Source organism: Nocardia sp. NPDC003963 (genome assembly GCF_053605105.1).
Map to the genome: position 1 here is coordinate 1 of NZ_JBSGIP010000070.1, position 20,483 is coordinate 20,483.

17 protein-coding genes are annotated in these 20,483 nt (G+C 68.9%); 7 read left to right on the top strand and 10 right to left on the bottom strand.

Annotated features, from left to right (window positions below; translation table 11 throughout):
• Nucleotides 1-849: 849 nt before the first annotated feature.
• The 3 genes from ACWEWT_RS36755 to ACWEWT_RS36765 all read right to left on the bottom strand — a co-directional run bounded on the left by ACWEWT_RS36755 (nt 850) and on the right by ACWEWT_RS36765 (nt 4,057).
• Entirely contained in the window at nt 850-2,214 is a 1,365-nt protein-coding gene (locus ACWEWT_RS36755; protein ID WP_452565532.1) for an LCP family glycopolymer transferase, read from the bottom strand.
• A 105-nt stretch (nt 2,215-2,319) separates the two neighbouring features.
• A complete protein-coding gene (locus tag ACWEWT_RS36760) occupies nt 2,320-3,096 on the bottom strand; it encodes a CPBP family intramembrane glutamic endopeptidase (protein WP_452565517.1) in 777 nt (258 codons plus the stop codon).
• 202 nt (nt 3,097-3,298) lie between these two features.
• Nucleotides 3,299-4,057 carry a DUF2470 domain-containing protein gene (locus tag ACWEWT_RS36765; protein ID WP_452565518.1) on the bottom strand — a complete coding sequence of 253 codons (759 nt, stop codon included), beginning with the start codon at nt 4,055-4,057 and terminating at the stop codon, nt 3,299-3,301.
• A 183-nt stretch (nt 4,058-4,240) separates the two neighbouring features.
• Here ACWEWT_RS36765 and ACWEWT_RS36770 point away from each other — a divergent pair, with 183 nt between their 5' ends.
• The 3 genes from ACWEWT_RS36770 (at nt 4,241) to ACWEWT_RS36780 (ending at nt 6,651) form a co-directional block, all read left to right on the top strand.
• Nucleotides 4,241-4,654 carry a hypothetical protein gene (locus ACWEWT_RS36770; RefSeq protein ID WP_452565519.1) on the top strand — a complete coding sequence of 138 codons (414 nt, stop codon included), beginning with the start codon at nt 4,241-4,243 and terminating at the stop codon, nt 4,652-4,654.
• A 137-nt stretch (nt 4,655-4,791) separates the two neighbouring features.
• Nucleotides 4,792-5,709, top strand: coding sequence for a prephenate dehydratase (gene pheA, locus ACWEWT_RS36775; RefSeq protein ID WP_452565520.1), 918 nt, complete (start codon nt 4,792-4,794; stop codon nt 5,707-5,709).
• Between the two features lie 279 nt (nt 5,710-5,988).
• Nucleotides 5,989-6,651: a histidine phosphatase family protein gene (locus tag ACWEWT_RS36780; RefSeq protein WP_452565521.1), complete on the top strand. Its 663-nt coding sequence runs from the start codon at nt 5,989-5,991 to the stop codon at nt 6,649-6,651.
• A 7-nt stretch (nt 6,652-6,658) separates the two neighbouring features.
• Here the strand turns inward: ACWEWT_RS36780 and ACWEWT_RS36785 are convergent, their stop codons facing one another.
• The 5 genes from ACWEWT_RS36785 to ACWEWT_RS36805 all read right to left on the bottom strand — a co-directional run bounded on the left by ACWEWT_RS36785 (nt 6,659) and on the right by ACWEWT_RS36805 (nt 10,895).
• Nucleotides 6,659-7,489, bottom strand: a complete 831-nt coding sequence (locus tag ACWEWT_RS36785; protein WP_452565522.1) for an ESX secretion-associated protein EspG — start codon at nt 7,487-7,489, stop codon at nt 6,659-6,661.
• A complete protein-coding gene (locus ACWEWT_RS36790; RefSeq protein WP_452565523.1) occupies nt 7,486-8,655 on the bottom strand; it encodes a PPE domain-containing protein in 1,170 nt (389 codons plus the stop codon). Before ACWEWT_RS36790 ends, ACWEWT_RS36785 begins: the two co-directional genes overlap by 4 nt.
• 115 nt (nt 8,656-8,770) lie before the next feature.
• On the bottom strand, nt 8,771-9,103 hold the full coding sequence (locus ACWEWT_RS36795) for a PE family protein (protein ID WP_452565524.1): 333 nt from the start codon (nt 9,101-9,103) through the stop codon (nt 8,771-8,773).
• Between the two features lie 171 nt (nt 9,104-9,274).
• Nucleotides 9,275-9,613 (bottom strand): metallopeptidase family protein, encoded by a 339-nt coding sequence (locus ACWEWT_RS36800; protein ID WP_452565525.1) that lies wholly within the window; start codon nt 9,611-9,613, stop codon nt 9,275-9,277.
• A gap of 25 nt (nt 9,614-9,638) precedes the next feature.
• The gene (locus ACWEWT_RS36805) at nt 9,639-10,895 is read right to left on the bottom strand and encodes a septum formation family protein (protein WP_452565526.1); all 1,257 of its coding nucleotides are present in this window, start codon (nt 10,893-10,895) and stop codon (nt 9,639-9,641) included.
• 147 nt (nt 10,896-11,042) lie between these two features.
• Here ACWEWT_RS36805 and serS point away from each other — a divergent pair, with 147 nt between their 5' ends.
• The 4 genes from serS (at nt 11,043) to ACWEWT_RS36825 (ending at nt 16,808) form a co-directional block, all read left to right on the top strand.
• Nucleotides 11,043-12,305 carry a serine--tRNA ligase gene (gene serS / locus ACWEWT_RS36810; protein ID WP_452565527.1) on the top strand — a complete coding sequence of 421 codons (1,263 nt, stop codon included), beginning with the start codon at nt 11,043-11,045 and terminating at the stop codon, nt 12,303-12,305.
• Nucleotides 12,306-12,458: 153 nt separating this feature from the next.
• Complete coding sequence (locus ACWEWT_RS36815) at nt 12,459-14,246, top strand: putative bifunctional diguanylate cyclase/phosphodiesterase (protein WP_452565528.1); 1,788 nt, start codon at nt 12,459-12,461, stop codon at nt 14,244-14,246.
• Between the two features lie 191 nt (nt 14,247-14,437).
• Nucleotides 14,438-15,766 (top strand): MFS transporter, encoded by a 1,329-nt coding sequence (locus ACWEWT_RS36820; RefSeq protein WP_452565533.1) that lies wholly within the window; start codon nt 14,438-14,440, stop codon nt 15,764-15,766.
• Between the two features lie 70 nt (nt 15,767-15,836).
• Entirely contained in the window at nt 15,837-16,808 is a 972-nt protein-coding gene (locus ACWEWT_RS36825; protein ID WP_452565529.1) for a DMT family transporter, read from the top strand.
• A gap of 53 nt (nt 16,809-16,861) precedes the next feature.
• Here the strand turns inward: ACWEWT_RS36825 and ACWEWT_RS36830 are convergent, their stop codons facing one another.
• Nucleotides 16,862-19,150, bottom strand: a complete 2,289-nt coding sequence (locus ACWEWT_RS36830; RefSeq protein ID WP_452565530.1) for a heavy metal translocating P-type ATPase — start codon at nt 19,148-19,150, stop codon at nt 16,862-16,864.
• Between the two features lie 22 nt (nt 19,151-19,172).
• Nucleotides 19,173-20,111 carry a hypothetical protein gene (locus ACWEWT_RS36835; RefSeq protein WP_452565531.1) on the bottom strand — a complete coding sequence of 313 codons (939 nt, stop codon included), beginning with the start codon at nt 20,109-20,111 and terminating at the stop codon, nt 19,173-19,175.
• Nucleotides 20,112-20,483 lie beyond the last annotated feature (372 nt).

Consider the following 20,483-nt stretch of genomic DNA (forward strand, 5'->3'; position numbering starts at 1 on the left):
CGCGAATGCCATACCGGCCAGGTACGCCTCGCCACGTCCGCCGAGCGGTTCGTAGGCGAAGGCGGCGAAATCGTCGAGGTACAGGCCCGGCCAGACTGTCGCTCCAGAACCGGGGCGGGCCCCACCCACAAAGGCTGACCATCCGGAGTGGGTAGAGAGTGCGTGAGTTGTGTAGAGAGTGCGTGGGCCGTGCTTCGGCTGCCTGGGTCGGCATGCGGGGCTTCAGGAGCTCGATGCTTTATCAGGGGGCTGGTCGGTCGCTGAGTTTCTCGGGTTCGTCGCATCGGTACCGGGCGGGCCCTGCTCACCGGCGGTGGGTAGCTGAGGGGCCGAAGGTGTGAGATGGCGCGGGGCCCGAAAACCGGGGTCGGTATCCGGCTGTGAGAACTCGATGCTTTCCAGGGCTGTCTGTGCGCGTGTGGTTGCTGAGCTTCTCGGCTTCATCGCCTGAGAGCGAGACGGCCCCTGCTCAGCCGGGGGGTGGGCCGAGGAACGGGGCGGAAGACGTGAGTGCGCGCGGCTTCGACTACCTCGGTCGGCATCAGCATTGCGAGCCCGATGGTTCTGTGTGGATGTTTGCGGGGGTGTGGTTGCTGAGCTTCCCGGTCGGAACCGGGGCGGGTCGCGGCCGGCGAGATGGAGTCGGGGCAGGCGGAAGGCACATCGATTCCACCGCCCACCTGCTCGGTCGGGCCGATTATCGCGTCGATCTCGGACGGCTGCGCCCGGTCACGTGTCCGGCCGCGGGCTCTACCGCCTGTCGTTTCCGCGGTTTCGGCTCGCTGGTCCGGGCCCGGGACTCACCGGCTTTCGGTCCGGCGCCTGTTCTCGTCCCGGGCGCCGGACCGCTCACTCTCCGGCGAGATCGGCCGGGATGGGCTCACCGTTGGCCAGAGCCTCGAAGAAGCGGCTGGCATCGGGGTCGGCCCACAGCAGCACATTGCCGCTGTCGGTATCGGTGAAGCCGCCGACGGGGACCGTGGTGGCGAGGGTGTCACCGCGCAGTGCCCAGGCGAGACGGGCGAGGTCCCAGATGTGGTCGCCCTTGTCCACGGTCAGGGATCCGGTGGTATCGCTGAGCATGGGCCACAGGGCGAACGGGTTGGCCAGCGTGGCGGGACTGGTCGCCTTCTCCAGCAGCGCCGAGAGGAACAGGCGCTGGTTGTTCATCCGGTCGATATCGGCGAGGGCGGTGGCGCGGCTGCGTACGAAGCCCAAGGCCTGGGGGCCGTTCAGTTCCTGGCAGCCGGCCGGGAGATTGATTCCGGCCAGGGGATCGTCGATGGCCTGCGGTAGGCATACGTCGATTCCGCCGAGCGCGTCCACGACGCTCGCGAATCCGGCGAAACCGATTTCGCCGTAGTGGTCTATCCGCAGCCCGGTGGCGATTTCCACCGTCTGCGTCAGCAGTGGGGCGCCGCCGAAGGCGAAGGCAGCGTTCAACTTGTCCTGGCCGTAGCCGGGGATCGAGACATAGGAGTCACGCGGCAGGCTCACCAGAGTGGTACGCCCCGACGGCGGGATATGGACCAGGATGATGGTGTCGGTGCGCGGATCGCCCACCTCGCCACCGGTGGCCAGGCCGCTGGTCTGCTCGTCGGAGAGTCCGGCCCGGCTGTCCGATCCGACCAACAGCCAGTTGGTGCCGGCGGTGTTCCCGACCCTGTCCTCGTAGTCGGACAGCGCATCGATCCGGGTGAGTGAACCGTCGAGTTTCACGACCGCGTAGACCAGCAGGATCACCAGAGCCAGCAGGATCGCCAGGAACCAGCGGCCGATATGACGTTTCCGGCGGGGCCGCCGGGGCGGAGGAGCCGCCGCCCTGCGGCCCGGCGGGTTCCCGGTCGGCGGTGGCCTGCGCCGGCCGTCGTCGAAGGGCACCGGTCGCTGCGTGGGTGCGTATTCGCCCTCGCGATACGGCACCGGCCGCTGCCGGGGCGCATGCGTCGGCGGGGGTTGTTTGCCGCGGCCCGGTGCGGGCGGCCGGACCGGGGGTGCGTTGTGTGCCTGCGGCGACTGTGACCAGGCCCGCGGCGGTTCGTAACGTTCGGTGGGCCGGCCGGGCTGGCCCGGACCGGGATTACGGCGCATGACCTGCGGAGGTTCGGCCGGCGGGCGACCACCCTGCGGCGGCGGTGGACGGCGCGCACCGGATCGACCGGGCCCCCCGCTCGGCGGCGGCACCCGGCGCATACGTGGGTCGTCGCCGTTCATCATCATCAGACTCTACTTATCGATCGGGGCCCGTTCTGTTATCACCGGTTCGCGTTCGCTCGACAGCAGGTGAGCACACTGCACCGGTATAGGCGGCTTACCCCGTCAGGGCAGCCAGGACACCCGGCCGTGCAACAGCCCATATCCGAGATAGGCGACGATATCGATCACAGCGTGCGCGATGATCAGCGGCCACAGCCGCCCGGTGCGCTGCCAGTACCGGCCGAAGACCACCCCCATCACCACATTGCCGAGCCCACCGCCCAGCCCCTGGTACAGGTGGTAGCTCCCGCGCAGCAGCGCCGACGCTGCCAGCGCGGAATTATCGGACCAGCCCAGCGCCCGCAGCCGAGTCAGTAGAAACGCCACCACCACGATCTCCTCGGCGGCCGAATTCGCACAGGCCGAGAGCACGAGGGCGGGAATGCGCCACCAGTGATCGCTCAGCGCGTCCGGCACGATTGTCACATTCACGCCGAGTGCCTGTGCGATGAGATACAACCCGAGCCCCGGCAGCCCGATAACCGCGGCGAGCGCCAGACCGGGCAACCAATCGGCCCGGAAACGAGCGCGGGCCAGACCGATGGCGCGCGGTCCGATACCGCTACGCCACAGCAGGTAGAGGGCCAGTCCGGCCCAAGCCGCGAGCCGCACTACGCCGAGCAGCTGGAAGAGCAGATCGATCAACGACTGGGTGGCGCGCGAGGAATTGAGCGCCACGGTCCGCTCCCCGACTCCACCGGGCGCCAGCGCGCTATCCAGCAATGACAGGGCGGCGTTCATTCCGCTCAGGCCGAAAGTCACCCCGAGAACGACGAGGATTTCGAGCCGGATACCCCGCTGTTCCCGGATCCGGTCGTCGACCGGGTTGCTCTCACGCATGCTCTGTATATTGCCCGGCCTTCGGCGGGGCGGGGTGGGGCAGTGTTCATGGCGGCGTCTCCGGCGCCGCGTGGGTGGGGGCCCTGTCAACCCCGGTTCTTCACTCGGGCGCTCCAGAACCGGGGCGGGCCCCACCTGCGGATGTGGTGGATGGGACCGTGCCTGGTTCGGGGCCGTCCGAGGCGTCGGTCCCGTGGACGGTTCAGCCGCGGCGTAGGCCGTTGAGGAAGGGGCAGCCTGCCAGGGTGCGGACGGCGCGGCCCAGGGCTTCGACGTCTTCGGCCGGGGTCGCGAAGGGGAGCCGGAAGTCGTGATCGCCGTCGATGCCCTCGATCCGCAGGGTGAGGCCGTATCGGTCGATCGCCAGCGGGTGGATGCGGCCGTGGCGCAATTTCGCCGGGAGATGGCGGGCGAGCTGGGCGACCACATCGGCGTGGTCGGCGTCGAGGTGCTGTAACCAGGCCGATTCCATATCGCAGAACGGGTCGGGGGTGGCCAGGCGCAGATCGTCGACGCAGACCGATTCGGCTCCGGAGGAGTCGGCCACTACAGCGGAATTCAGCACCAGGCGCAGCAGGGTCGTGGTGTGGCCGATATCGAGGAGGCCGGGGTGCGGGTGCTCCTCGGCGACGGCGTTGACCAGGGTGCGCTGGGCGCGGGCCGGTACACCGCGGATCCAGCCGCGTAACCAGACCAGGGCCCGGACCGGTTCCCGGAGGGGTAGCGGGGCGTGATCGGTGAGTTCGAGTACGGCCGGTGCGCCCGCGATCGCCGTGCCTGCCGCGTACACCGCCGAACTGTCGTTCGGTACCGCGATCACCACATCCCCGCACTGACGCAGGAAGTGCACCGATACCGGGGTCGGATCGGCGCCCGGCAGAGCCAGTACTGCCTGCTCGGCGTGTGCGCAGGAGCTGCGGACTCGTTCGGCGGTGGACGGGGCGGGGGCGGTCGGCGCCATCGGTACCTCCATTGCGGGGCGTGCCCGACTTCACAAACAATAATTTAGGTTAACCTAAGCTAAGTTAAAGTCGGGTGCGGCGCAAGAGCATCGGTACGACGGCATCGCTCACCGGTCCGGCACCCGCGTCCGGCGCGCCGCCGCGGCGGCGGAACGGCACCGTGCTGCGCATACGATCGTGGTGTGGGAGCGGGTGAATCTCAGCCGGTACTTGTCGAACTGACTGTTCCGAAGCGCGCGATCGAACGCGGGCTCATCGATGGTTTGGTGGTGCCGGCCGGAACCTTCGCCGGGGCACGTGTGGTCGAGTCCGATCTTCCGGACGAACAGATCGCCGATCTGCTGGCCGAGGTCGCACACGGCCCGGACGGTTTCGCCGCGCGCAGCGCTACCGGCGCCGACGCGCTCGCGATCGTCGCCGCCACGGCCGCGGCGCTGTGCGGGGAGGATATCCGTGCCGCGCTGCGCTGCCCCGATACCGGCTTCTTGACGGGGCTCTCCAGCGGAGCGATCGAAGCGGTGCGCGAGATGCTGCTCGGAATCGAGAGCGACGAACCCGCGGAACTGGAGAAGGCACTGCGCACCGCCCTCGGCTGATCGGCGATCGGGCCGGTCGTGCGGTGGTGACTGCCGCGCACCGAATACGCATCCGGACCCGCGGCCGAGCGGTTGTCCCCGATCGCCCGGATCCGGTGACCAGCGGGCCCACCGTGCGCACCAGTAGTCTCGTAGACGTGCCGCGTATCGCGTATTTCGGACCGTCCGGAACCTTCACCGAGATGGCCCTCGCCGAATTCGAGAACTCGGGGTCCTTCGACGGGCCGGTCGAGCGGATCGCCGCGCCCAGCCAATCCGCCGCCCTGGAACTGGTCCGGGCGGGCGAGGTAGCCGCGGCGGTGGTGCCGATCGAGAGTTCGGTGGAGGGCTCGATCTCATCGACCCTGGATTCGCTGGCGATCGGACCCCGCCTGCAGATCATCGCCGAGGTCGAACTAGAGGTGACCTTCACCATCGTCGCGCGGCCGGGTACCACCATCGACGCAGTGCGCACGCTGGCGGCCTACCCGGTCGCCCTCGCGCAGGTCCGGCAGTGGGTGCAGAGCCGATGGGGCGAGGTCACGCTGCACACCTCGAGCTCCAATGCCGCCGCTGCCGAGGACGTAGCGGCCGGGCTCGCCGATGCCGGGGTTTCCACCACGCTCGCCGGGGACCGGCTCGGATTGGTCGGGCTCGCCACCGGAGTCGCCGATCACGACCAGGCGATCACCCGGTTCGTACTGGTCACTGCCCCGCGGGTAGCGCCCGCTCCGACCGGCGCCGACCGGACCTCGATCGTGCTCGAGGAACTGCCGAACATGCCGGGATCGCTGATGCGCGCCTTCGCCGAATTCGCGACCCGCGGAATCGATCTGACCCGGATCGAATCCCGCCCGACCCGTACGGGGATGGGCACCTATCGCTTCTACCTGGACTGTGTCGGCCATATCGAAGACGCCGCGGTGGCCGAGGCGCTCAAGGCGCTGCACCGCACCGCACGGATCCGGTTCCTCGGATCCTGGCCGGCTACGTCGGCGACCGGCACCCCGCCGCCATCGGACGAGGATGCCGCTCTCTGGTTGACGCACCTGCGCAAAGGGGTGGCCGACCTGTGATGCTGCGATACCTCCGCCTTCGCTGCGGCCGCCGCGGGCCGCATGTGATGGTTTCGAGGGAGGTGCCGTGATGCGATACTGCGGTACCTTCGCCTCCGCCGCGGTTTCGGCGGGCCGGATAAACCAGGTTCGCGGAAGATACCGTGCTGCGGTCGACCGGCTTCGGTGTGGGTTTCGCGGGCCGGATGTCATGGGATCGGAGGAAACTGCTGTTATGGGGGATCTTCGGCTTCGCTGTGGATGCCGCGGGTCGCATCTATCGGGATCGAGGGAGGCGCTGTGAGTGCGAAGTTGATTTTGGTGCGGCACGGCGAAACCGAGGGCAATGTCGCGAAGATGCTGGATACCAAACTCCCCGGTCTTCCGTTGACCGAGCGCGGCGTGGCGCAGGCCAAGGCGTTCGGGTCCGGTCTGGTCACCCCGCCGCGGGCACTGCTGCACTCGCAGGCGCTGCGGGCACGGCAGACGGCCGGGTATATCGAAGCGGCCACCGGGGTGATCGCGGTCGCGCGCGACCATGTCCACGAGGTCCAGCTCGGTGATCTGGACGGGTTGAACACCAAGGAGGCGCACGACCGGTTCCAGTCGGTCTACCGCTTATGGCACGAGGGCCGGTTGGACGCGCGTATCGACGGCGGTGAATCCGGACAGGATGTCCTGGACCGGTTCGTCCCCGCCGTCACCGAACTTCGGGCGGAATTCCTCGACGGCGGCGAGGGCGGGGATGTCCTCGTGGTCACCCACGGTGCCGCCATGCGGTTGGTGGGGCGGTACCTGGCCGGGGTGGCACCGCCGTTCAGCACCAACAATCACCTGGACAACACCGAAACGATCGAACTCGTTCCACTGCCGGGCGGCGGCTGGGAATGTGTGCGCTGGGGCCACTTCACCCCGCCGTTCGGTGTGCAGGCCGAAGCCGGCGCCGACGATCCGATGGGCTGAGGGTCCGTCAGGCGAGTTTCGGGTTCCGGGGGAAGGCGGCACGCTCGGGTAGCGACTGGATCAGATCCTGCAGCGCGATCCGGAGCCGGGCGTCGGTACCACTGCTGAACGAGGTCCATTTGGTGCCGTCGTCGGCCACGCTGGCCGTCGCGATGAATCGGCCCGACCGGGTATCGAATACGGCGATATGGTTGTCCGCGATATCGCGGCTCGCATCGCCGTACACCACGCCGACGATCTCCGCGTGCGACTCACAGTGCGCCATCGCCGAGGCGATGGCCTGTGCGTCCCGCGGTGGATTGCCGACCTCGGCCAGCCGAGCCGCGGTGGCCGCCGGATCGGCCGCGTCGTCGAAGATCGGGACCAACTGTTCGGTGGGCGCGTTCATACCGGTGAGTTCCAGCGCCCCGGCCGCCCCGAGCGCCATGATGACGGGACCGGGCAGATCCTCGCCGGCCTCGTCGATCACATAGGACTCCGGACCGCGAAGGGCGACCGTGACGAGATCGTCACCCTTCGCCAGGCACATCCGGCTCGCCTGTCCCGCGACGAACAGTCGCAGTGCCACCACCCAGTGCGGCCGGTACAGGCCGCGTAGGCGATCCTCCAGCTCCGGATGGATTCGCTCGCCCTCCAGCAGATCCCGGTCGGTGAGTGATTGCGCCGCGGCATCCATCGCGGCGTCGTGGTCGACCTGGTTGTCGTAGCGACCACGCGCGTCGAGTACGACCGGTACCTCGTCGATTTCCAGTGCCTCCAGGAGGTACTGCATTTCGTCGAGGGACAGCGTGACCGCCGCCAGTGTCGACGGTCCGCGCCCTGCACCCAGCACTGTCACTTGCCCGCTCGTGGCGGTTCGCCGCCGATCACACCGTCGGCGATGAAGCGACCGTCGGCGAAATGGTCACCGCGCAGATACTCGGCGCCGTCGTGTTCCTGATCGTCCTCGCCGGCACCGCCGCGCGAGTTGCCCAGCAGCGGGCTGGAGGACGAGCCGGGACCCGCCGGGCGAACCGGACCGGGTTCACCGCGGGTGACCGCCATGCTCTCGGTCGCCGGGGCGGCGGCGTTCGCGGACGGGGCTCCCCAGCCCTCGGGAACCTTCAGTCCGCCGTTGTTCAGGCCGAGCGTCGAACCGCTGGGCATACCGCCCGTGCGGGTGGTGGCCGCGGTGGTGGCCGCGACGGCCCCGGTGACCAGCGAGGGCGCCATCGGCGCCATGGCGGCCGAGGACGGGGCCGCGGAGCTGGTGGCCGCGGCAAGGGCGTTTGCCCCGAGATTTCCGACGGTGGTGACGCCGGTGCTCGCCACCGAACCGGCGACATTCGCCGCCTGCGTTGCCGCGCTGGCCAATCCGGGGTTCTGCGCCAGCGCGCTCCCGGCCGCGGCCAGCATCTTCACCGGATCGCCGTTGGCTTCCTTCATGGCATCCTCGGCGGAGGAGGGGTCGACCCGGCCGGCGCCGTTGGCGATCGGCGGCGGTGTGAAGAACTCGCCGGGCGTGAGCACGGTGGCGGTGATGGCCGCCTCGTAGGTCTCCATGGTGAGCGCGGCCCGCAGATCCAGCGCGGCCTTGGCCGCTTCCGCGATCTCGGAGCTGCCGTTCAGGACACCGCCGGTGGAATGCGCCGCCGCGCGAGCGGTGTTCACCGCGATGATCTCGGGCAGGCTCGGCATGGCGATCGAGGCGACCGTGTAGGCGGTGGCCTGCGAGCCGGCCTTGGTGCCGAGGGTCGCGGCCATGGTGCCCTGCTGTTCGGCCCAGCCGGTGAACCCGACGAGCCGTGCCAGGGCCCCGATACCGTTGATGCTCTGCATACCGACGCCGAGCTCGGCCATCACCCGGACGACGGTGGCCGTGGCGTCGACCCATGCGCCGGTGAGCCCACCCCAGGCGCCGGCGGCCGCGCTCATCGGAATGGCGTGCGAACCCGCGTTGAGCGCGATCGAATTCCCCTCGGCGAGTCTGGGCAGCCAGAACACCCCGGTGATACCTGCGGTCATGCTTCTTACTCCCCTTGTGAACTATCGATGGTGAATCTGTGGTCTCGCCGCGTCTGCGTGGTCACCGTGCACTGCGCCTCGGTGCGGTTGCGTGGTGACCGCCCGGCAGCATCCATCAGACGGCGATCGAACCGAACGGCGCGCCGGTGAGCGCCAGGACTCCCGCCGAGGCCGCGTCCTGGACCAGGTACTGGGCCAGCTGGGTGCGCAGGATCGCGGCGGTGTGGTGCAGTTCGAGGACGGCCTGGGCGAGCGAGGTCTGATGGGTGGCGGCGGCCTTGTTCATATGCATCGCACCGTGTATCGACGCCTCGTCGGCGCCGGAGGGCGCGACATACGTGGCGGGTACGGTGGCCGCGGCGACCCCCGACAGCCTGTCGGCAAGCAGATCCAGCTCCACCGCGGCGGCGAGGATGAGCTCCGGTGTGACGTCGACATTGCCAATCATGTCCTCGACTCCTTCTTGTGGCGGCTCTTGGGCGGAACCACGAGAATTCCCCCTACGAGATCGGACGCGATACCCCCGCTAGCGGTTCCATCGAATCCGGAACTTCTTTCCGGTCGGCCCAGCCCCCGCCCTTGCATCCCCTGCCGGCTTGTTGCGTGGACCAGACTGAGCTTAACCCCATCCCAGCTGATGGAGACGCTCTTCGTCAATCCCGAAATAGTGTGCGATTTCGTGGATCACGGTGATCCGCACTTCTTCGACCACCTCGGACTCGTCGGCGCACACCTCCAACAGGGTGTCGCGGTAGACGGTGATGGTGTCGGGGAGGGAACCGCCGTAATGGCTGTCCCGTTCGGTCAACGCGATTCCGTGGTAGAGCCCCAGCAGATGCGGTTCGTCCGGATTACGCGGTTCGATCAGGATCACCACATTGTCGATGGCGCGGGTCAGCTCGGCCGGGATCTGGTCCAGTGCGTCACCGACCAGCTCCTCGAATCGAGCCTCGGACATATGAACTGGTATCGGTGTGCTCCGATCACCGGGGCGCGGGGCGCGGTTCCGGCTGCGGGGGCAGCGGCGCGGCACCGGGCAGCGGTTTGGGGGTGGAGCGGCCGGAGTTCGGCGGCGGTACCGGTTCCTGGCCGTTGATGAGCAGCCGGCCCCGGGCCGGGCCCACGATCGGTGCGAAACCTTCCTGGTCGGCACCCTTCCCGACCATGCAGTCGAGTTTGCGGCTACCGGCCAGCCAGCTGCGCACATCGATGAAATCGAAGAACACCGTGAGGGTTTTGTCCCGCAGCACATGTGGGCCGCCGAGGTAATCGTTGGTGAGCCGTCCGCATTCCTCTTCCAGGAACCGGTCCTGGTCGTCCTTGGCCGGTGGGCCGCCGGGGAAGTGCTGCGAAAGATCCACGGTGGCCGCGATCTCGACGGCGTGTTCCTGGCCGCAATCGATCGGATCGGTCGGCAGATTCTGGCTGATACCGAGGCATACCCCCGGTTCGTAGATCTTGGACTGATCTCCGTCGGCCACCCGGCCCGTGATGGCGACCGGGTTACCACTGAGCCCCGGGACCTGTAGCCCGCACCGCAGGATCCGATCGCCGGAGTTGAGCCAGCCGTCGTTGCTGGGGTACATCAATCCGACGGCGTAGCGGCCGCGCGGATCGAGTTTTCCGTTCAGGTACCGCTCGGCGGCCGGTACGCAGTGTTCCTCGCGCAGTTCGGTGAGCCGCAGGGAATCGGGCCAAGGTGCGCCGGGCCCGAATTCCGACCCGGGGTACTGGCCCAGATCGATGGTGTCGGTGACCTCGAAGAGATGATCGTCGGCGCAATCGAGTTCGACCAGATCGGAATGGTCGGGCCTGGTCCAGGTGAGACAGTCGCCCGTACCGACCGAGGCGAATACCTTGTCGGCCTTGGCCACCGCGCCGCCCGGACTGCGCGCCTGCAGATTGGAATCGCTGTCGAATCCGTTCACCAGCATGGTGCCGAGCGCCGCGACCACCGCGCCCACGGCCACCGCGAGCAACCCCCAGCGCAATCTGGGCGCCGGGATCCGCCGTGGCTTACCACCGGGGCGGCGGGAGGTGCCCGGCGTCCGGGAGCGGGTCCGGTCGCGGCGTTGTCCGGCCGCCGAACCCCGGCCCGGGGTATCGGGCGATGCCGGACCGTCGGACCGCGTACGCGCGGAATCGGTCCTGCGACCGCGGCCCGGACGGGCGGCACGCGAGCGCAACGATTGGGCGCCGCGGGGGGCGCGCCGGTTGGTGGGCTCAGTTTCGGAGGACATCGCGGTCCATCATGGCAGCGCAGTACCCGAACGTGCCACGAACCCGGCCGATCGGTATGGCGTGTGTGTTGCCGGAGCCGGGTTCGGGCCGGGCCCGGGCGATACTCGGTTGAAGCGCGGAATTCGCGACCATTACGCTGGTCAGCCATGATCGACCTCCGCCTCCTGCGCGATGATCCCGAGCTGGTCCGCGCCTCGCAGCGAGCCCGGGGCGAGAACCCGGCCCTCGTCGACGCGCTGCTCACGGCCGATGCCGCGCGCCGATCCGCGATCGCGACCGCCGATAAACTGCGTGCCGAGCACAAGGCCATGGGTAAGCAGGTCGGGAAGGCGAGCAAGGAGGACCGGCCCGCGCTCCTCGCGCAGGCACAGGAGATGTCGGTCCGGGTGAAGGAGGCCGAGGCCGCCCAGCACACCGCCGAGGCCGAACTACAGGACGCGCACCGGGCCATCTCCAATGTCGTCCAGGACGGTGCGCCCGCGGGCGGGGAGGACGATTTCGTTCTGCTGGAGACCGTCGGCGAGATCCCCGAGTTCGATTTCACACCCCGCGATCACCTGGACCTGGGTGAGGCGCTGGGGCTGATGGATATGGAACGCGGCGCCAAGGTCTCGGGTTCGCGGTTCTACTTCCTCACCGGTTACGGCGCCTTGTTGCAGCTGGGCCTGCTGCAGCTGGCGGCGCAGCGGGCGGTGGCCAACGGCTTCACGATGATGATCCCGCCGGTGCTGGTGCGGCCCGAGATCATGGCGGGGACCGGTTTCCTGGGGCAGCATTCGGCCGAGGTGTACCACCTGGAGGAGGACGATCTGTACCTGGTCGGTACCTCCGAGGTGCCGTTGGCCGGCTATCACGCCGATGAGATCCTCGATCTCGGCGCGGGCGCCAAGCGCTACGCGGGTTGGTCGTCGTGTTTCCGGCGCGAGGCCGGCAGCTACGGCAAGGACACCCGCGGCATCATCCGGGTGCACCAGTTCGACAAGGTCGAAATGTTCGTCTACACGCGTCCCGAGGATGCCGAAGCCGAGCATCAGCGCTTGCTGGCCTGGGAGCGGGAGATGCTCGCGGCCCTCGATGTGCCCTACCGGGTCATCGATGTGGCGGCGGGTGATCTGGGCAGTTCGGCCGCCCGGAAATTCGACTGCGAAGCGTGGGTCCCGAGCCAGGGCACCTACCGCGAACTCAGCTCGACCTCGAACTGCACGACCTTCCAGGCGCGGCGGCTATCGGTCCGCTATCGCGACGAGAACGGCAAGCCACAGATCGCCGCGACTCTCAACGGCACGCTCGCGACCACGCGGTGGCTGGTCGCCCTGCTGGAAAACCATCAGCAGGCCGACGGATCGGTACGGGTTCCCGCAGCTCTGGTGCCGTTTGTCGGAACCGAGCTACTGACCCCGACCAGCTGATGGGATTCACCGGCGATAAAGCGGGGTACTCGATATCCCCGGTTGGGTCGCCGGTGAGCTGATCAGTTGTTTAGGCTGTTCATCGTGCGAGGAAGCGGGTCTCGCGGCGATACCCGAACGCGGGTACGGGCCGCGTCTGGTGTGGCGACTGCCATGGTCATGTCCCGGACCACCGGGGCCTTCTACGTCATGGGCGGTGTGCTCGGTCTGTTGGTGACCGCCGTGGCGCCCACCCAGGTGCTGCACCCGGGTGACGAGGGCAACCGAATGCTGGTCGGTTCGGCCGCGGCGGTCGCCCTGTTGCTGGGGATAAGCCTGCTCGGGTGGGGCCCCCGGATGCCGCATTGGCTGCATCACGTGTACGTCGTGCTCGCGACGATCCTGGTGACCATCGCCGTGCACTCGTTCCCGAACACCGTCGCGGCGATCACTCTCGCGTCCTTCTACGTCTTCGTCGCCTGCGATGCCGCGCTGTTCTTCGCCTTCACCCAGGCGGCGGCCCATATCGCGTTGTGTATGGCGTTGTGCCTGTGGGTGCTGCCGACCCGCGCCGGATTGCCGTGGTGGGCCGGTGTCATCCCGGCGGGGATCACCTTCGGTGTCGGGGTGGTGGTGGGCATCCTCACCCGGATGGCGTCGGAGGCCGATATCGATACCCTCACCGGGTTGCTGAACCGCCGCGGATTCGATCGTGCGCTCAACGCCGCGCTCGAACAGGCCGACCGTTCCGGACAGGCGCTGGCCCTGGTGCTGGTCGATCTGGATCGCTTCCAGAAGGTCAACGACCATCTCGGCCACCGGGCCGGGGACGCGGTGTTGCAGAAGGTCGCCGATACCTGGGCCGCTCTGCTGGGGCCCGAGCAGCGCTTGGCGCGCTACGGCGGCGATGTGTTCGCGGCCCTGCTGCCGAACACGACCGAACAGGCCGCGATCCTGCTCACCGAGGAACTGCGCGCCGCGGTCAGTACCGGATGCTCGGCCGGTGTCACCTCGTGGCAGCCGGGCGAATCGGCGTCGCTGCTGGTCAGCCGGGCCGATGTGGGTCTGTACCGGGCCAAGCAGTCCGGTCGCAACCGGACGGTGCTGGAATCGGGCCACCGCACGCCGCTGGCCGCGGAACTGCGCGAAGCCATCGACACCGGCAGTCTGGATGTGCACTACCAGCCGATCGTCAGCCTGGGCGACGGTGGTGAGAAGGCCGTCGGCGTGGAGGCCCTGCTGCGCTGGTCGTCCAGTGCCCAGCCCGATGTCACCACCGAGGGTTTGATCCGCGTCGCCGAGGAATACGACCTCATCGCCGATCTGGACGAACTGGTGTTGCGGCGGGCCTGTGCCGATGCCGCGCAGTTGCAGGACACCTTCGCCGCGCTCGAACTGACCCTGAATGTGAACGTCAGCGGTCTGGAGCTGGCGGAATCGGGTTACGCGGACAAAGTGGCCGGGATCCTGGAGAGCACCGGCTGGCCCGCGGACCAGCTCGTGCTCGAGGTCACCGAGACCGAACTGGCCGCCGAATCGGATACGGCCATCGCGAATCTGCATACGCTGCGCGACCGGGGTGTCCGTATCGCCATCGACGATTTCGGTACCGGGTACTCCTCGCTGAGCCGGTTGGCCACCCTGCCCAGCGATATCATCAAGGTCGACCAGTCGTTCGTGGCCGCCATCCGCTCCGATTCGCCCGCGCCACCGCTGCTGGGTGTGATCGCGGCCCTCAGCAAATCGCTGGATCTGCAGGTCATCGCGGAGGGCGTGGAAACCGAGCATCAGGCCGCCGTGCTGACCGAACTGGGTTTCGCGCTGGCCCAGGGCTATCACTACAGCGATTCGCATCCGGTGGCCGATCTGATCGGCGATATGAACAGCGGCCGCCTCGGATCGCTCGGCACACGCGCGCTGGGTGACGCCCCGGCCGACCAGAACGGCTGGGTACCGCTGTGAGCCGGCCGATCTCCGGGCGGTAGACCCGACCCGAGGGGCGGATGCCTGCGGTGCGCACGGAAAAACGCTTGACCGCGCGGCGCGCGTCGCGGATGCTGATCGCTATGCGATTGGTCTTCTACCACCGTTGAGTCGGGTCCACGGGTTCCGGCCGGGAGACAGGACTACGCGCGCTCGCCCTGCGAGCGACTCTGTTCGCTGCCACCGGAGACCTGGTTCCCTATTACGCGCTGTACGCGCTCTTGTTCGCCGACCACGGCTTCGGGCCGGGGCAGATCTCGTTGCTGCTCGCGTTCTGGTCGGTGACCGCCTTCCTGTTCGAGATCCCCTCGGGCGCGTGGGCCGATACCGTATCCCGCCGCGGGCTGCTGATCCTGAACGGCCTGCTGATGGCGTCCGGCTTCGTGGTGTGGACGGTGGCGCCGTCCTATGTGGGATTCGCGCTCGGATTCGTGCTGTGGGGTGTGGCGAGTTCCCTGCGATCGGGGACCTTCGAGGCCCTGGTCTACGACGAACTCGCCGCCCGCGGTGCCGCCCGGTCCTATGCCCGGGTGATCGGTTACACCCGGTCGGCGAGCGAATCGAGTGCGGTGATCGCGATCCTCGCCGCGACCCCGCTCTATCTGTGGGGTGGATACGAACTGGTCGGCTGGGTGAGTATCGGATGCGCGGTACTGCACACCGCGCTGGCGGCGAGCCTGCCCGCGGCGCCGAAGTCCGTTTCGGCGGCGGATGTGGGCGAGCTCGAGGAGGCGGACACGGATACCGTGCCGTCCGCCGGGCTGATCCCGGCGGTCATCACGCCGAGCCCACGCCCGGCGACCCCGGGAGTCCCGGTCGACGAGCCGGCCGGAGCCGGACAGGGGACGCTGCGCCGGTATCTGCGAATGCTGCGAACCGGTGTCGCCGAGGCCGTACGCGTCCGGGTGGTCCGGCACGGTGTGGTGCTCGGTGCGCTGCTCTACGGGATCACCGCGTTCGACGAATACTTCGGCCTGATCGCCGGTGAGGCGGGCGCGGCCACCTCGTTCGTACCCGTACTCGTGGGTGTGACCGTGCTCGGTTCGCTGCTCGGTTCGCTGCTGGCCGGTCGTACCGAGGCGATCCGCGCGCATATCCTGGCCCGCGCGCTGGGCGTGGCCGGTGTCCTGTTCGGGGCGGGTGCGCTGGTGGCCGGTCTCGCGGTGCGGTGGCCGGGGGCGGTCTATATGTGCACCGGACTGGGGTTCACGGCGATCGCCGCCGCCTACGGAGTGGTGTACAACGCGGCGATCGTGGCCGAGGCGCGGCTCCAGGACGCCATCAGCGGACCCGCTCGGGCCACTGTGATGTCGGTGGTGGGGCTGCTGGAGGAATTGCTCTCGCTGGCCGTCTTCGGGTTCGTCGCGCTGGTGACGCTGTGGTTGTCGCTCTCCTCGACCGTCGCGCTGCTGGGCATCGCCATTGTCGCGCTGGCCGGACTGACCCCGTTCTGGTTGCCGCCGCGCCCGGAATCGGAGAGGGACGCCGCGGGTAGGTGAACACCCGCGGCGGCACGACCGCCGGTGTTCACCGGCCGGTGCCGTGGAACTGCGTCGGTAGGGTTCGGACATGGTTTCGCGGCGTTATGGTCTGGGTTTCGGGCTGTTGATCGGAGCCGGGGTCGCCGTACAGGGACGGATCAACGGCGAACTGGGCGTACGCCTGCAGGACGGTATCGCGGCGGCGGTGGTGAGTTTCGGCAGTGGATTCCTGGTGCTGGTCGTGGCGGTCCTGTTCAGCTCCCGGCTCCGCGCGGGCCTGCGGGAAGTACGCGCGGCCCTCGCCGCCGGCCGGCTCCGGCGATGGCAGTTGCTCGGCGGGCTCTTCGGCGCCTTGTTCGTGGCGAGCCAATCGCTGACCGTCGCCGCGCTCGGCGTCACCGCGTTCACCGTGGCGGCGGTATCCGGTCAGTTGTTGAGCAGTCTGCTCGTGGACCGGCTCGGCGTCGGTCCGGGCGGCCGCACTCCGATCACGCTGGCTCGGCTCGGTGGTGCGGTACTGGCGGTGGCCGCGGTATTGCTGGCCGGATCCGGCGGCTCGGCGCCGCTGTCGCTGCGGACATCGTCGTGGCTGGCAGATGTGCCCGGACCGGTGCTGCTGGCGCTGCCCGCCGCGGCCGGGATCGGACTCGCCTGGCAGCAGGCGTGGAACGGCCGGATCGGTGCGACCGGTAGCCCTTTCGCGGCCACGGTGATCAATTTCGCCGTCGGGCTGGTGGGCCTGCTGATCGTGGAGACGCTGGTGATGGTCCGGGTCGGGCCGCCGGCCGAGTTCCCGCGTGAACCGTGGTTGTACCTGGGCGGTGTGATCGGCGTGCTGTTCATCGCGGCCGGGGTGCTGGTGGTGCGGTGGGTGGGAGTCCTGCTGATGGGGCTGAGCACGGTGGCGGGCCAGCTGACGTCGTCGCTCGTCCTGGACTGGGTGCTGCCCACCGGCGCGGAACTGACCGCGGTGAAACTACTCGGTTGTGTGCTGACGCTGACCGCGGTGGTCGTCGCGGCACGGGCCCCGGGCGGCGGTGCACGCGAGCAGGTGGACTGAACGGCCGCGCCGGGCCCCGGATACCCGGAGCCCGGCGCGGTGGCGTCGTGCGATCAGTGCGTCGGCCGGAAATTCCGCAACCGCAGACTGTTGCTGACCACGAACACCGACGAGAACGCCATGGCGGCACCCGCCAGCATCGGGTTGAGCAGCCCGGCCATCGCCAGCGGGATCATCGCGACGTTGTATCCGAAGGCCCAGAACAGATTGCCCTTGATCGTCCCGAGAGTGCGGCGTGCCAGCCGGATCGCGTCGGGTGCGGCGGTCAGATCGCCCCGGACCAGGGTGAGATCGGCGGCCTCGATCGCGATATCGGTACCGGTGCCGATGGCCAGGCCCAGATCGGCGCGAGCGAGTGCGGCGGCATCGTTGACACCGTCGCCGACCATGGCGACGCGTTTGCCCTCGCGCTGCAGTCGTTCGATCACCGCGACCTTGTCCTGCGGCAGCACCTCCGCGATCACCTCGTCGATCCCGACCTGCTCGGCGATGGCGGTCGCCGCGGTGGCGTTGTCGCCGGTGAGCATGATCGGGGTCAGGCCCAGGTCACGCAGCCGGGAGATCGCTTCGGCGGAGGTCGGTTTCACGGTGTCGGCGACCACCAGGACCCCGCGGGCGCGGCCGTCCCAGCCGACCGCCACCGCGGTGCGCCCCAGGCCCTCGGCCGCCCGCATCGCATCCTGCAGCGATTCGTCCAGGTGCAGTGCGTAATCGGCGAGCAGACCCGGCCGGCCGACGATCACCGCGTGACCGTCCACCACACCTTCCACGCCGAGACCGGCACTGTTGCGGAAACTCTCGACCGGCGACAACCCCAGGGACTGTGCGCGGGCACCCTCGGCGATGGCCCGGGCGATCGGATGCTCCGAGGAGTCCTCCAGCGAACCCGCCAGCCGCAGCACCTCGCCGGTGTCCTCGCCCGTCGCGGCCACGACATCGAGCAGTGCCATCCGGCCGGTGGTCACGGTGCCGGTCTTGTCCAGTACGACCGTATCCACCTGCCGGGTGGATTCCAGCACCTCCGGCCCCTTGATGAGGATGCCGAGCTGAGCCCCGCGTCCGGTGCCGACCATCAACGCGGTCGGCGTGGCCAGCCCCAGCGCACACGGGCAGGCGATGATCAGTACGGCCACCGCGGCGGTGAAGGCGGCCGCCACCGAACCGCCGGTACCGAGCCAGAATCCGAGGGTCGCGACCGCGAGCGCGATGACGATCGGCACGAAGACCCCGGAGATCCGATCGGCCAGCCGCTGGGCCTGCGCCTTCCCGGTCTGCGCGTCCTCGACCAGTTTCGCCATCTGGGCGAGCTGCGTATCGGAGCCCACCCGGGTGGCGCGCACGGTGATCCGGCCGCCCACATTCACCGTCGCGCCGGTGACCGTATCGTCGGGTCCGACTTCCATGGGCACGGATTCACCGGTCAGCATCGAGACATCGACCGCCGACGCGCCGTCGACGATCACCCCGTCGGTCGCGATCTTCTCACCCGGCCGCACCACGAACCGATCGCCGACGGCCAGCTCCTCGACCGGTATCCGCTGTTCGGTCCACTCGTCGGGCCCGGTCTTGCGCAGCGCCGAAACCTCTTTGGCGCCGAGTTCCAGCAGCGCCCGCAGCGCCGCGCCCGCCCGGCGCTTGGACCGCGCCTCGAAGTAGCGGCCGGCGAGGATGAAGGTGGTGACTCCGGCAGCGGCTTCCAGATAGATGCTGCCGGTGCCGTCCATCCGGGCGATCGTGAACTCGAAGGGATGGGTCATCCCCGGGGTGCCCGCGGTTCCCCAGAACAGTGCGTAGATCGACCAGCCGAACGCGGCCAGGGTGCCGAGCGAGACCAGGGTGTCCATGGTCGCGGTGGCATGGCGCAGATTCGTCCAGGCCGCGCGGTGGAACGGGAGTGCCCCCCACACCACGACCGGTGCGGCCAGTGTCAGCGACAGCCACTGCCAGTTGGTGAACTGGAGCGCGGGGATCATCGCCATCGCGATCACCGGCACGGTCAGTACCAGCGCGACCAGCAGCCGGGTGCGCAGCAGATCGGCGGGTGCCGGCGTTTCGGCCGCGTCGGGTACCGCGGCGGGCGGCTTCGGCAGGCTCGCGGTGTAACCGGCCTGTTCGACCACGGCGACCAGCTCGTCCGGGTCGAGGGTGTCCGGATAGTGCACCCGCGCCTTCTCGGTGGCGTAGTTGACCGTCGCGGTGACACCGTCGAGCCGGTTCAGCTTCTTCTCGATGCGATTGGCGCAGGATGCGCAGGTCATCCCGCCGATCGCCAGTTCGACCCGGGTGGTCGGCGTGGTCACGGTATCGGCCTGTACGGCCTCGGTCGAAGTCTGTGTGCTCATCATTGGCTCCGTTGGCCGGGGGTCAGTGCCCATGGCCGGTTCCGGTGGGTTCTGGGGCGTTCTGCGCGCTGGTCGGGGACTGGCCGGCCCGGTCGCCGGCGATTTCCGTGACGGGCACGGTGAACTCGGCTCTGTGCACGGCTCCGTTGTGACGGAACTCGAAGAACAGCCGGTAGTCGCCCGTGCCGGGCGCCGTCACCGCGAAGGTTACGCCCGGGCCGGCCGCGGTGTTCCCGTCGCCCGGGTGACCGGCCGGATGGACGTGCAGATAGCCGAGGTCGGCGGCACGCAGCGCCACGAGATGACCGTACGCCCCCAGATAGGGCTGCAGATCCGTCACCGGCTGCCCGTCCCGGGTGACTGTGAACGTGACGTCGGTGGTGCTACCCGGAGTGACACCACCCTTCATATCGACGGTGTAGCCGTCCACCGCGGCGGTGGCGTTCGCGGCCGGTAGCGGTCGCGGTGTGTACCGGCCGGCGACCCGCAGATCGGTACCGAGGGTGAGCGGCTGCCCGTCGGCGGTGACGAAATCGGCGAATACCCGCTGGTCGCCGGCTCGGGTGAGATCGACGGGGGTGCTCCAGATGCCGTCCGGGCCGAGCGTCGGATGCAGATGCTGGTAGCCGGCCGTATCGCGGCGCACCAGGATCAGATGCAGATCCTTCTCGTGGTTCGGCGTGTACCGGGTCACCGGTCGCCCGGTGCTGTCCTCGATCCGGAACCGCAGGGTCGCTTCGGGGCCGGCCGTGACGATCGGGTCGGCCAGGACCAGGGTGTATCCACCGGCACTGCTGGTCAGCCCGCCGGGTTCGCCGGTTGCTACAGGTTCGTCGGCCGCGGCTTCGTGGTGCCGCGGTTCGCCCTCGTCGGTGCCGGCGAGGGCGCCGGCACCCAGCGCCACCCCGAACAACGCGACGAGCCCGAGCGCGAACCCCGCGAACTTGGTCGGCGTATTCATTCGATGCTCCGTTTCCGTGGAGTCTCCGGCGGCCCTCTCCAGCCCACCGCTCCCATGCGATTACGGTACCCCCCTAGGGTATTTTGTCAACAGTAGAGGTGAGATCCCAGATTTCCAGCCGAGTCGGGAACACCCCCCCGAAATCGCCAACGCCCACAAGCCCCCCTCCACGAGCAAGCCCGCATGCCGACCGGGCCGTCAATGCCCCCCGCAACCCCCTGAGTCGAGTTTTACGAGACACCACAAAGGGTTGAGGCCCGTCCCGCCGTTCAGGCCTCGAAGCGCATGCGCCGAAGGCGCGAGTCTCGAGGCCCGAACGGCGGGACACCAGGGGGCCTCAACCCCCGCGACGCCGAACAAATGAATAGAACA

Excerpts from the sequence above, each read along its gene's own strand:
- ACWEWT_RS36755 (WP_452565532.1), bottom strand. The coding sequence starts at position 2,214 with ATGAACGGCGACGACCCACGTATGCGCCGGGTGCCGCCGCCGAGCGGG.
- ACWEWT_RS36760 (WP_452565517.1), bottom strand. The coding sequence starts at position 3,096 with ATGCGTGAGAGCAACCCGGTCGACGACCGGATCCGGGAACAGCGGGGT.
- ACWEWT_RS36765 (WP_452565518.1), bottom strand. The coding sequence starts at position 4,057 with ATGGCGCCGACCGCCCCCGCCCCGTCCACCGCCGAACGAGTCCGCAGC.
- ACWEWT_RS36790 (WP_452565523.1), bottom strand. The coding sequence starts at position 8,655 with ATGACCGCAGGTATCACCGGGGTGTTCTGGCTGCCCAGACTCGCCGAG.
- ACWEWT_RS36795 (WP_452565524.1), bottom strand. The coding sequence starts at position 9,103 with ATGATTGGCAATGTCGACGTCACACCGGAGCTCATCCTCGCCGCCGCG.
- ACWEWT_RS36800 (WP_452565525.1), bottom strand. The coding sequence starts at position 9,613 with ATGTCCGAGGCTCGATTCGAGGAGCTGGTCGGTGACGCACTGGACCAG.
- ACWEWT_RS36805 (WP_452565526.1), bottom strand. The coding sequence starts at position 10,895 with ATGTCCTCCGAAACTGAGCCCACCAACCGGCGCGCCCCCCGCGGCGCC.
- serS (WP_452565527.1), top strand. The coding sequence starts at position 11,043 with ATGATCGACCTCCGCCTCCTGCGCGATGATCCCGAGCTGGTCCGCGCC.
- ACWEWT_RS36815 (WP_452565528.1), top strand. The coding sequence starts at position 12,459 with ATGGTCATGTCCCGGACCACCGGGGCCTTCTACGTCATGGGCGGTGTG.
- ACWEWT_RS36825 (WP_452565529.1), top strand. The coding sequence starts at position 15,837 with ATGGTTTCGCGGCGTTATGGTCTGGGTTTCGGGCTGTTGATCGGAGCC.
- ACWEWT_RS36830 (WP_452565530.1), bottom strand. The coding sequence starts at position 19,150 with ATGAGCACACAGACTTCGACCGAGGCCGTACAGGCCGATACCGTGACC.
- ACWEWT_RS36835 (WP_452565531.1), bottom strand. The coding sequence starts at position 20,111 with ATGAATACGCCGACCAAGTTCGCGGGGTTCGCGCTCGGGCTCGTCGCG.